The sequence below is a fragment of the Flavobacterium sp. FlaQc-57 genome (genome assembly GCF_044007395.1).
Classification (GTDB): Bacteria; Bacteroidota; Bacteroidia; order Flavobacteriales; family Flavobacteriaceae; genus Flavobacterium.
Map to the genome: position 1 here is coordinate 602,337 of NZ_JBIPDA010000002.1, position 12,712 is coordinate 615,048.

Sequence of the window (12,712 nt, forward strand, 5' to 3'; positions counted from 1 at the left end):
TTTTAGGTTCAATATTAATAATGTGAAAAACGAAAGTATTAAAAGTACTAATTGTTTATCAAATGATCTTTTACTTTTTGAACAAATGGATACATTACCTGATCTTCTGTGAACACAGGAATTATATTTCGAACGTCATCGTACCATTTTCTGGTTACCGACGAAATTTTATCTTTTTGTCCTAAATAATCAATTGCCTGAACAATTGTAATCATTTCAATAGCCAAAACTTCAAATGAATTTTCGATAACTTTTGACGTGATAACAGCTGCATTTGTACCCATACTTACAATGTCTTGATTGTCATTATTGTTTGGGATACTATGAACGTACATTGGGTTGGATAACATTTGACTTTCGGCAGTTGTTGAGGTTGCGGTAAATTGTACTCCCTGCATTCCGAAATTAAATCCTAATGTTCCCAAGTTTACAAATGGAGGAAGAATTTCATTTATTTTTGAATTCAATAAATAGTTCAATTGACGTTCTGCCAACATCGTTAATTTAGTAATAACAATTTTTAGTTTATCCATTTCAAGCGAAATATAATCGCCGTGGAAGTTTCCTCCGTGGTATACGTGTTTGTTTTTTACATCGATAATCGGGTTGTCGTTTGCCGAGTTAAATTCGTCTTCTAAAATCGAAGCAACATTGTTTATCGTTTCTAAAACCGGACCTAAAATTTGAGGTACACAACGTAACGAATAATATTCCTGAACTTTTTCTTTAAAGATTTCCTCAGTGTTTTCGCCAGAATATAAATGGTCTTCTCTTTTACGAATTAAGGTACTGTCAGAAAGATTTTGTCTCATTCTTGCAGCAACTTCCTGTTGCCCTTTATGACGTTTAGTTTGGTTTAATTCTTCAGAGAAATGATCATCGTATGCCTGAACTAATTCATTTATAGCGCAAGATGATTTTAACGACCAGTCTAATAATTTTTTAGCGTGATAAACATTTACAACTCCAATTCCGGTCATTACAGAAGTTCCGTTAATTAAAGCTAAACCTTCTCTAATTTCTACCTGAATTGGTTTTAAACCTTCAATTTCAAAAACTTCAGAAGTTGGTCTTCGGTCTCCTTTATAAAAAACTTCACCTTCGCCAATTAAGACTAAAGCTAAGTGAGATAATTGTACTAAATCTCCACTTGCACCAACACCGCCATGTTCAAAAATAAGAGGAGTGATGTCTCTATTGATCAATTCTGCCATTAAGTGAATTACTGAAGGATGAACTCCTGAATTCCCTAATGACAAAGTGTTTAAACGCGCTAAAATTGCTGCTTTTGCACAAACCGGACTTAAAGGTTTTCCTGTTCCGGAAGAGTGGCTTCTGATTAAATTATATTGTAACTGAATTTGATCAGACTCCTTAATTCTATATTGAGCCATTGGTCCAAAACCAGTATTTACACCATATATTACTTTGTTTCCTGAGAATTCTTTCAAGAAATTAAAACTTTCATTTACTCGGTTTAAAACGATATCGCTAATTGCGACTTTGTTATTTCCGAAAATAATTGATTCAAATTCGGTTAAGCTTAAAAATTCATTAATTGTGTTCATTAAACTGGTTTTGATTGTGCTAATTTAATTTTATTTATCAAAATAAATGTAGTTATTTTGATGATGGCAAATGTAAGTTAAATAAATCATAACATTTCTAATATGACAAAGGAGTTTGTAGATGTTCTAATCATAGGTGCAGGACCTTCTGGGTGTGTCTCGGCATCATATCTGCATAAAAACAACGTTAAGATAAAGGTCGTTGAAAAAACAAAATTCCCAAGACTTGTGGTAGGCGAAAGCCTTATTCCGCGTGTAATGGATCATTTTGCTGAAGCTGAACTTTTTGAGAGTCTTGACGCGATGAATTTTGAAAAAAAATTAGGTGCGAGATTTATTAGAGGAGAAGAAATTTGTGTTTTTGATTTCAGTAAAAAATTTGGTGAAGGATGGGATTGGACGTGGCAAGTACCGAGAGCTGATTTTGATAATACAATGGCGCAGGAAGTCATTAGAAAAGGGATTGATTTAGAATTTGAATCGGAAGTAGTGGAAGTTTCTTTTGAAGGAAAAAATTCGAAAACGATTGTAAAAGACAAAGACGGAAATTTAAAAGAAATTCATGCTAAATTCATTATTGATTCCAGCGGATATGGTAGAGTTTTACCACGACTTTTAGATCTTGATACGCCTTCGCAATTAGATCCGCATTCGTCGATATTTACACATGTAAAAGATATTAATCGAGAAGAAGGCGAGGAAGGAACTCAGATTTCATTTGATATTTTGGAAACTGAAGTTTGGCTGTGGGTGATTCCTTTTTCGAACGGAAATACAAGTTTAGGCGTTGTTGGACCAACAGATTTTATCAATTCATTATCTGAAAATAAAGACAATGCTGAGGCTTTGCGAAATGCGATTCAGAAATCTGATTTTTATATTAAAAGATTTAAAGGAACGGAGTTTTTGTTTGATCCTGTAAAACTCGAAAATTATTCAAGAGCGGTAAAAAGAATGTACGGTGACGGTTTTGCCTTAACAGGAAATAGCTCTGAATTTTTAGATCCTGTTTTTTCATCAGGAGTTGCTTTTGCAACCGAATCCGGAATGTTGGCGGCCAAATTATACTTGAAAGAATCGCAAGGAATTGCAGTAGACTGGGAAGTTGAATTTACTGAATATATGAAACGCGGAATTGCCGTTTTTACCACTTATGTGAAAGAATGGTACACAGGAAATTTACAAACCTTGTTTTTTCATCAGCCTGAAAATCCAGATGTAAAAGAAAAAATATGCTCGGTTCTGGCAGGTTATGTTTGGAATGAGGAAAATCCGTTTGTAAAAAAACACGATCACGTAATTGCAAATATGGCGTATTTGCTAAATATGCAAAAAGAACAAGGCTCTGAATAATCAGGGCTTTTTTTTAACTGTTTATCTTGTTGAGTGTGATTGCTTTATCCGTCGCTTTGTTCGGGTTGAAAGAATAATTTAACATATAGCTATGTTGGTTAATGCAAGTGAAACGTCTTTTTAAGTTTAAAAAATCTATGTCTCTATGTGTTAAAATAATTTCACCAAATGGTTTAATAAAAAAAAGGCTGTCAAAATTGACAGCCTTTTTATCTTCAAAAAATAATATAGTAAAAAATTATACTACCAAAACTTAACATATAAAGCCACGATAATCAATAAAGTAATTACGATTAAAACTGTAGTTTGTGGTTTTACTTTAAACATTTCAGCGTCTATTTCAAATGCTTTAGGATTTACTTTTGGACCAGCAAAACTGATTCCGATCATTGCTAACATTGTAAAGAAGAACGATAATCCCATACAAATATGGAAAGGAATTTCGAAAGCACCTTTTCCGTTAGGATAAGCCGTATATAATAAAGTCTCGTTTCCGAATAACATTGGTGCATATTCATTGAATAATACAGACAATACAAAACCTAAAATTACACCCACAATGGCAGCAGTTCCAGTAGTTCTTTTCCAGAACATACCAAGGAAGAACATTGCAAAAACTCCCGGGCTAATGAATCCGGTGTATTTTTGGATGTAAGTGAATCCACCAACACCGCCAATTCCCAGAATATCATTCCATGTAAATAACACGGCTAAAAGCATTGCTGCAAAAACGGCAATTCTACCAATGTTTACCTGTTGTTTTTCGCCCGCCTCTTTTTGGATGTATTTTTTATGAATATCTAAAGTATAGATTGTCGAAATACTATTTACTTTTCCGGCTAATGAAGCCACAATTGCAGCAGTTAAAGCCGCAACAGAAAGTCCTTTTAAACCCGTTGGCAAGAAAGTCAATACAGCAGAATAAGCTCCGTCTTTTCCTCCAACCAATTGAGGTAAATGTCCGTTTTCATATAAGACAAAAGCAGCAATACCAGGTAACATTACAATTAAAGGCATTAATAATTTTAGCATACCTGCAAATAAAATACCTGTACGAGCAGTTTGTAAATCTGCACCAAGCGCTCTTTGAGTAATGTATTGGTTACAACCCCAATAGTTTAAGTTGATGATCCAGATACCGGCAAGGTAAGACATCAAACCAGGGAAAGTTAAGTATTTGTCGATCTCAAGTTGCGATGATGTTGCAGTTGGTTTTGGAATAATCATTTTGAAATGTTCCGGAGCTTCTCTCATTAAGACTTTGAAACCTGCAATAGCATTTTCGCCCACACCAAAATAGTGTCCAACAGTTGTCAATGCAATATAAGAAGTTACTAAACCTCCAATAATTAAAACAGCAACCTGAATAACATCTGTATAAGCCACAACTTTCATACCTCCAAGAGAGATAAACAAAGCAAACACAGCCAATCCAACCATAATTACGTGAAGATATTCTCCTCCGGCAAGTCCGTTAATAGCAACTGCTCCTAAATATAAAATCGAAGTTAAGTTTACAAAAACATACAAAAACAACCAAAAAACAGCCATAATCAAAGCAGTCGATTCGTTGTAACGCGTTTTTAAGAATTGTGGCATCGTGTAAATCTTGTTTTTAAGATATACAGGAATAAACCATACTGCAACGATAATAAGCGCAACAGCCGCAAGCCATTCGTAAGCCGCAACAGCGATTCCTAAAAAGAAACCCTCACCACTCATTCCGATAAATTGCTCAGCAGAGATGTTTGATGCAATTAGCGAAGCTCCAATAGCCCACCAAGTTAAGTTTCCTTCAGCCAGGAAATAAGCTTTAGCATCATGTTCGTCTTTTTTACGTTTGCTATAAACAGAATAACCGTAGGCCGAGACTACGATGAAATAAATTATAAAAACCGCATAATCTGCGAAAGCGAGGTTTTGGTTCATTGTTTTTGGTATTTTAAATTAGTATAGGTGATTGTTTGTTTTTATCTGGTTCTTAAAAAACATCGTTTTGTGGAAATTTTTCGAAACGATATTTTTATTATGAATATTGGTTTAAAGTGTGATATGTGTTTTTATTATGTTATTTTTTTATGAAAATAAGAATGAAAGCCAAAAGTAAAATAAATAATTATAAATACACCAAGAACAAATGTGTTTTTTACATTTGTAAAACGGTTTATTGTGTTAAAATTTTATTTTATTTCGATTTAGTATTCAATTTATAATGAATATCTGATTGCTGTCTTAAAATTTCTGCACTTTTTTCGGCAGTAATATCTCTTTGAGCTTCGCCTAACATTTCGTAACCCACCATGAATTTTTTCACCGTTGCTGATCGCAATAATGGTGGATAAAAATGCATATGAAAATGCCACTCCGGATGCTCTAAACTATCTGTTGGTGCCTGATGAATTCCTGATGAATATGGGAAAGAAGTACTAAATAAATTATCGTACTTTATTGTCAATTGTTTTAAAATTTTGGCAAAAGCATTTGTTTCTTCAGCCGTAAAATCAGTTATTTTGCTAAGCGCTCTTTTGCTTACAACCATGGTTTCGTATGGCCAGATTGCCCAAAATGGAACTAAAGCCACAAAATGATCGTTTTCGATTACAACACGTTCTCCTGTTTTTAATTCGGCTTGAATGTAATCTTCAAGAAGTGTTCTTTTGTTTTTATCATAATATGATTTAAGGCTATTATGAGTTTTCTCAACTTGTGTTGGAAGTGATGACTGCGCCCAGATTTGTCCGTGCGGATGCGGGTTACTACATCCCATTACACTTCCTTTATTTTCAAAAATCTGAACGTGATTGATATATTTAATGTTTCCTAAGTCGGTATATTCTTTTTGCCAGGTTTTAATGATGTTTTCAATACCATCAATTTCCATTTCCGGTAATGTAAGATCGTGTCTTGGTGAAAAACAAACCACTCTTGAAATTCCCTGTTCTGGTTTTGCCTTAAAAAAGGTATGTTTGATATCTTCCTCAAAAATAATTTCGTCCTGCTTCATTGCAGCAAAATCATTTTCGAATACAAAACTGTTATCATAAGCAGGATTGCTTACACCGTTTGCACGAACATTCCCGGGACACAAATAACAAGTTGAGTCGTATTCTGGTAAAGTTTCAGTTGCCAGTGTTTCATTTTGTCCTTGCCACGGGCGTTTTGCACGATGAGGTGATACCAATACCCATTCATTAATTAAAGGGTTAAAACGTCTGTGAGGATCTTCGTTAATGTCAAAATTTTTCATTTTATTCTGTGTGGTATTAAAGTAATGTTGTTCCGTTTGAGATTTTTACGTCATAGAATTTTAATTCAATCCCAAATGTATCTAAATAAAGATTTGAAAACTTACGTTTGACCTCATTTTCTTGCCCTTTTTTAATCAAATTGATCGTGCAACCGCCAAAACCTCCGCCCATTAAGCGTGAACCAATTATAGAATCATCAGCTTTTGCAGTATCTACAAGCATATCCAATTCAGCACAACTTACCTCATATTCTTGTGATAAACCATAATGTGTTTCAAATAACAACTGTCCTAAAAGCTCAATATTTCCTTTGTCCAAAGCTTCACAAGCTTTTATTACGCGGTTAATTTCTTTTACAACATAATGTACTCTTTTAAATACAGTTTCGTTCATCTTGTCCTTAATGCTCAAAAGTTGTTCTTCAGTACAATCTCTAAAACTTTTTACTTCAGGAAAATTAGCTGCAATAATCGCTAAACCTTGTTCACATTCAATTCTTCGGGTATTATATTCAGAGGTAAAAAGAGAGTGTTTTACATTGCTGTCAAACAAAATCAAGGAATAATCTTTAAAATCAGCATTGTGATATTCAAAATCCAGCGTATTGCAATCTAGTTTTATTACTTTATTTTCAAGACCATGAACGCTCGAAAACTGGTCCATAATACCACAATTAATGCCTACCCAATGTTCTGCTTTTTGACCTAATAAAGCAAGATCAACTTTTTTAATTTCTAAATTGAAAAGTGCTGCGATCCCAAAAATCATCCCGCATTCTAAAGCTGCAGAAGAAGACAATCCTGAACCAACCGGAATATTACTGCTAAAAACACAATTGAAACCTTCAAACGAAAATCCGTTATCTTGTAATTGTTTTATTACGCCACGAATGTAATTGGTCCAGACAACATCACTCAGTTTGATTTCCTGAGTCAAGTCAATTTCGAACTCTTCGTTTAAATCGATGGCAATTATTTTAGATTTTTTAGTGTTGTTTTTTTCAAAAGCAAAACAAATTATTTTGTCGATTGCTGCTGGTAAAACATAACCATCATTGTAGTCTATATGTTCTCCAATAATATTAATTCTTCCTGGGGAAAGGACTGTTTTTTGAGGTTTTGATCCGAAAGATTTCTCAAAAAAAGCAGTTGTATTTTGTATTAAAATGTCATTCATTATTTTGTAATTGTTTTAGCTGAAATATTAGTTTATATTTTCAAACTTATAAATTGTTTTCTGTTGGTATGTTTCTCCTTTTCTTAAAACCGAATTCGGAAAATGTTCGTGATTGGGCGCATCCGGATAATTTTGAGTTTCAAAACAAATGCCGCTTGACGAATGATAAACAGCATTTTCTTTACCTTTTAAAATATCAAAACAATTTCCGCCTACATATATATGTACACTTGGCTGATCTGTGTAAACACTCATTTGTAAATTATTTTTTGAGCTGAACAATTTCGCCACAACATTATTTACAGGTTCAATCACAAATGAATGATCGATTGAAGCAGGGCATGATTTTGAATTTCTAAAATCAAAATCATTATTAGAAAGTGGCGTGAATTTTCCTGTTGGAATATTTCCGGAGTTAGTTTCTAATATTTTCTCAGAATCAATAAACATTTCCTGATTTAAAACAGAACCATCGTGACCATCAAGATTAAAATAACTATGATGCGTAAGGTTAATAATGGTATCTTCGGTAGATGTGGCTTTGTATTCTAACTTTAATTCGTTTTCTTCCGTTAAAGTATAGATTAAATCAACACGTAATGCACCAGGATAATTTTCGTCTAAATCCGGACTCAACAAACTAAATGTTATAGACGGATTATCACCAGAAGTTAAATTGGAGATGTTCCATACTTTTTTTCCAAAACCGCTATTCCCGCCATGCAAAGCATTCTCATTATTATTCGTTTTGAGTTGGAATTTTTTATTGTTTAATGTAAAAATACCTTTGTCGATTCGGCCTGCATATCGCCCAACAGTTGTACCCAAATATGGAGCGCTTGGCAAATTGTATGAAGCCAAATAAGATTCCAGATTATCGAAACCTAAAACTACATCAACAAGATTACCGCCCGAGGTTGGAACTTGTATTGAAGTAACAGTTGCTCCATAATTTATAATCTGCACATTCATACCATTTTTGTTCGATAATTTAAAAGAAAGAACTTCTTCATTATCTAATGTTAAACCAAAAGATTTGGACGAAGGTGCTTCTTGAAAATGCGATATGTTCTTTGTTTCCATGTAAATTTTAGAAAAAAATGAAATCCAAAAATAGAAACATTCTCTATTTTTGCATACCAGTACCTACCAGTTTTTTGTATATTGCAAGAAAATCTATCTTTTATGAATGTTATTTCGATTCAAAACAATCTTGGTTTGCCAAAATATAAGCAGATTATTCTTTCAATAGAGAAAGCAATTGAAGAAGGTAAATTGGTAAAAGGTGACCGGCTTCCGTCGGTGAATAAAGTTTGTTTGGCTTTTTCATTGTCTCGAGATACCGTTTTATTAGGTTATGATGAACTCAAAAAAAGAGGGATTATTTATGCCATTCCCGGTAAAGGTTATTATGTTAAAAGCGTAGAAACCACTATAAAACAGAAGGTTTTTTTATTATTTGATGAATTAAATAGTTTTAAAGAAGATATTTATAATTCGTTTTTGCAACACATTGGAAAAAATGTTCAGGTTGATATTTTCTTCCATCATTTTAATATACAGGTTTTTCAGAAACTGATCAACGACAGTAATGGCAATTATACGAAATACATTATCATGCCGACTAATTTAAACGATGTTGCCAATTTTATAAAAAACCTACCAGTAGGTGAAGTTATCATACTGGATCAAACCAATCCGGAATTAAAATTGTATCCTGCAATTTATCAAAATCATCAAAAAGATATTTTCGAAGGTTTAATGAAAGGCAAAGTTAAATTGATTAAATACATAAAACTGATTTTAATTTTTCCTGGATTCAGAGAGCCACTCGGAATGAAAATTGGTTTTGAAGCTTTTTGTTCAGAGAATGATTTTGAGTATGAAATCATCACTGAATTTGCAGACAGAGAAATTGTTTTTGGAGATTTATTTATAATTCCGAATGATCGTGATTTAGTTCACGTAATAGAAAAAGCAAGAATTCAAAATTTGAAACTTGGTACCGATTTTGGGATTATATCTTATAATGAAACCCCTTTGAAAAAAATTGTAGCAAATGGAATTACAACTATTTCAACTCATTTTGAAATGATGGGAAAAATTCTGGCCGACATGGTTCTTAAAGGCAGCAAAGAACAAATAGAGAATAAATCGTCTTTGATTATTAGGAATTCTTTATAAAACTATTAAAATCGAATCTCTATTGCTGAGTATTTATTTCACAACTAAAAACATTTTTGTTTGATAATGCACTAAAAAAATAAGGGAACAAATTTTTACTTACATTTGTAAATGTAAATTTTACACTTATTTTTTAATTAGTTTTTGATTCTCTAATTTTTAGTTTTTTAACAGTAGTTTTATTGAAGTAAAAAACCCTGAAAGGTTGTAGTTTTCAGGGTTTTGGTTTTTTAAAGAAAATTCAATCTGCATTTAAGTTTTTTATAGGTTCAGTACAAAATCGTTCAGTAATTTTTCTTCGTATTTTTCTTTGTTGAAAGTATACAGATAAGATCCTTTTCGTGACGACTGCATATCTTTTTCTTCTAATTTATTTAGAATCTCTAATGAATTGATTTTACTTATAAAGTTTCGTTTATCTAACTCTTTACTCAAAATAGCTTCATACAATTCCAGTAATTGACGCATTGTGAATTTTTCAGGAAGCAATTCAAATCCAATAGGTTTGATCGAAGTTCTGTATCGTAATCTTTTAATGGCATTTTTAACCATTTCATTATGGTCAAAAATTAAATTTGGAGCATCAGTAATGCTAAACCATTGCGCATGATAATTTTTAATCAGTTCAGCATTATGATTTTCAATATTAATTAAAGCATAATACGAAACAGAGATGGTTCTTTCGACAGGGTCACGATCAATTTCACTATAAGCATATAACTGCTCCATATAAATATCGTTTAAACCTGTGTAAGTATTTAAAATTCTGATAGCCGCATCGTCTAGTACTTCATCTCGTTTTAAAAAGCCACCAATTAAAGACCATTTTCCTTTTTCAGGCTCAAAGTCTCTCTTGATTAATAAGATTTTCAACCCCTCATGGTCGAACCCAAAAATGATACAATCTACTGCTAATAGTACTTTATCTGCAGAGCTATAACTGTTTAGCATATTCAATTTTTTATTGGTAAATATATAAACTTCTCGATTTGTTTTACAACTATATTAATGTATATTTTACACTTATGATGATATACTTAATAATAATAATCTTAAGTTAATGATTTTTATGAAAATACAGACAAAAGTAATGGTTTTTTTCTTGCTAAAATGAAGCTTAGAATTTCATTTTTTATTAAAATCCTATAATTATTGATTGATTTGGTTGAAATTTTGGACTTATGGTAATGTTTTACAGAAAGAGCATCTGTTTTTAGCTGAATTTTCACACTTCATTTGCGAAATGCATTTTTATTTGACGTTTTAAATAGTATTAATTTGTTTTTTCGGGTTTATTTTAGTTAAATTTACAAATGTGTAAAAAACACTTATAAAAAAGTAATTTACACGAGTAAAGACTTTAAAAAAATGTATTGTATTACAACACAGATATATTATGAAAAAAACACTTTTAATAGCATTTCTTATTACCGTTTGCAATCATGTTAGTTTTGCTCAAAGTCAGACTACAGTAATTTCTGTAAAAGCTGCAACTGATGCGCCCACTATAAATAGAAACATTTATGGACATTTTGCCGAACATTTGGGCAGATCTATTTATGGAGGTTTTTTTGTTGGAGATACCTCGAAAATTCCGAACACAAATGGAGTACGAAATGATATTATTAAAGCATTAAAAGAATTGAAAATTCCCAATTTAAGATGGCCGGGTGGTTGTTTTGCAGATACCTATCACTGGAAAGATGGTATTGGACCAAAAGAAAACAGACCAACAATTGTAAATCAATGGTGGGGAGGAGTAACAGAGGATAATAGTTTTGGTACACACGATTTTTTAAACATGTGCGAATTACTTGGTGCAGAACCTTACCTATCAGGAAATGTTGGCAGTGGCACAGTTCAGGAGCTTTCGGATTGGGTACAATATGCCAATTTTAAAGGTAAAAGCCCGATGAGTGATTTGCGTACCAAAAATGGCAGAACAGAACCTTGGAAAGTAAATTTTTGGGGGATAGGAAATGAAGCCTGGGGTTGCGGTGGAAATATGACAGCAGATTATTATGCCAATGAGTATCGAAAATATGCCACATTTATGCCAAATGATATAGTGAGAATTGCATCAGGTGCAAATAGTGACAATTATAATTGGACAGAAACTTTAATGAAAAATATTCCTGCCAATATGTTGGGTGGTGTGGCACTTCATCATTATTCTGTAATTGATTGGAATAAAAAAGGCGATGGAGTTGATTTTACCGAAGAGCAATATTTTGCGACAATGAAAGAAGCTTTGAAAATGGAAGAATTGGTTACCAAACATTCAGCCATTATGGATAAGTACGATCCAAATAAAAAAATTGACCTTGTAGTAGATGAATGGGGCGGTTGGTATGATGTTGAAAAAGGAAGTAATCCAGGATTTTTGTTCCAGCAAAATACGATGCGCGACGCAGTTTTGGCAGGATCGACATTAAACATATTTAACAATCATGCCGATAGAGTTCGTATGGCAAATTTGGCGCAATGTGTAAATGTTTTGCAAGCTGTGATCTTGACAGACAAAGCAAAAATGATTACCACGCCAACCTATCATGTAATGAAAATGTATAACGTGCATCAGGACGCTACATTATTGGCCTTAAATTTTAATTCACCAAAATATACTTATAAAGGAGAAACACTTCCGGCAGTTTCGGCATCAGCTTCAAAAGATAAAAAAGGAGTAGTTCATATTTCAATAGTAAACATTGATTCAAAGAATAAAAACAAAATAGAAATTGATGTAAATGATTTGGGAGTTAAAAACTTTACAGGAACAATTTTAACGGCAGCAAAATTGCAGGATTTCAACTCTTTTGATGCTCCAAATAAAATTATACCAACAATTTTTAAAGGTTTCGAGAATAAAAAAGGAAAATTAGAAATTACGATTCCGCCTTTTTCAGTATTAGTTTTAGAAGGAAAATAGAATTACAAATGTATTGACTCTCTTATTTATTTCGAATAAGAGAGTTTATTGATTAGAGTACTAATAAATTAAAATAAAGCCAATTTTAGTTTGACTTTGAGGCTATTTTTAATTTTAAGGTGAAGTATTCGCAATCGAACAAGTGTAAAACTAACGTTTATTATTGGTTTTAAGGTTAAATATTTGATTTTGATGCATTATTTGCAAAAATAACGTGCGCCTTTTTTGTTAAGTGTTTTTTATACACTTATGAA

General features: G+C 32.5%; 9 protein-coding genes. 3 read left to right on the top strand and 6 right to left on the bottom strand.

Annotation, left to right across the window (positions count from 1 at the left end; genetic code table 11):
- Window positions 1–47: 47 nt before the first annotated feature.
- Complete coding sequence (hutH, locus tag ACHRVZ_RS08590; RefSeq protein WP_395421904.1) at window positions 48–1,568, bottom strand: histidine ammonia-lyase; 1,521 nt, start codon at window positions 1,566–1,568, stop codon at window positions 48–50.
- 102 nt (window positions 1,569–1,670) lie between these two features.
- On the opposite strand from hutH, the gene ACHRVZ_RS08595 reads away from it, so the two are divergent.
- A complete protein-coding gene (locus ACHRVZ_RS08595) occupies window positions 1,671–2,921 on the top strand; it encodes an NAD(P)/FAD-dependent oxidoreductase (RefSeq protein ID WP_395421905.1) in 1,251 nt (416 codons plus the stop codon).
- 243 nt (window positions 2,922–3,164) lie between these two features.
- Here the strand turns inward: ACHRVZ_RS08595 and ACHRVZ_RS08600 are convergent, their stop codons facing one another.
- From ACHRVZ_RS08600 to ACHRVZ_RS08615, 4 genes are all read right to left on the bottom strand, one after another.
- Window positions 3,165–4,850 (bottom strand): sodium/sugar symporter, encoded by a 1,686-nt coding sequence (locus ACHRVZ_RS08600; protein WP_395421906.1) that lies wholly within the window; start codon window positions 4,848–4,850, stop codon window positions 3,165–3,167.
- Window positions 4,851–5,106: 256 nt separating this feature from the next.
- Window positions 5,107–6,168 carry a UDP-glucose--hexose-1-phosphate uridylyltransferase gene (locus ACHRVZ_RS08605; protein WP_395421908.1) on the bottom strand — a complete coding sequence of 354 codons (1,062 nt, stop codon included), beginning with the start codon at window positions 6,166–6,168 and terminating at the stop codon, window positions 5,107–5,109.
- 16 nt (window positions 6,169–6,184) lie between these two features.
- On the bottom strand, window positions 6,185–7,345 hold the full coding sequence (gene galK, locus ACHRVZ_RS08610) for a galactokinase (protein ID WP_395421909.1): 1,161 nt from the start codon (window positions 7,343–7,345) through the stop codon (window positions 6,185–6,187).
- 27 nt (window positions 7,346–7,372) lie between these two features.
- Window positions 7,373–8,428 (bottom strand): aldose epimerase family protein, encoded by a 1,056-nt coding sequence (locus tag ACHRVZ_RS08615; RefSeq protein ID WP_395421911.1) that lies wholly within the window; start codon window positions 8,426–8,428, stop codon window positions 7,373–7,375.
- 102 nt (window positions 8,429–8,530) lie between these two features.
- Between ACHRVZ_RS08615 and ACHRVZ_RS08620 the strand changes: the two genes are divergently transcribed.
- The gene (locus ACHRVZ_RS08620; RefSeq protein ID WP_395421912.1) at window positions 8,531–9,529 is read left to right on the top strand and encodes a GntR family transcriptional regulator; all 999 of its coding nucleotides are present in this window, start codon (window positions 8,531–8,533) and stop codon (window positions 9,527–9,529) included.
- Window positions 9,530–9,790: 261 nt separating this feature from the next.
- On the opposite strand, the gene ACHRVZ_RS08625 is transcribed toward ACHRVZ_RS08620, so the two are convergent.
- Window positions 9,791–10,480: an NUDIX domain-containing protein gene (locus ACHRVZ_RS08625; protein WP_041519939.1), complete on the bottom strand. Its 690-nt coding sequence runs from the start codon at window positions 10,478–10,480 to the stop codon at window positions 9,791–9,793.
- 445 nt (window positions 10,481–10,925) lie between these two features.
- On the opposite strand from ACHRVZ_RS08625, the gene ACHRVZ_RS08630 reads away from it, so the two are divergent.
- A complete protein-coding gene (locus ACHRVZ_RS08630) occupies window positions 10,926–12,458 on the top strand; it encodes an alpha-N-arabinofuranosidase (protein ID WP_395421914.1) in 1,533 nt (510 codons plus the stop codon).
- Window positions 12,459–12,712 lie beyond the last annotated feature (254 nt).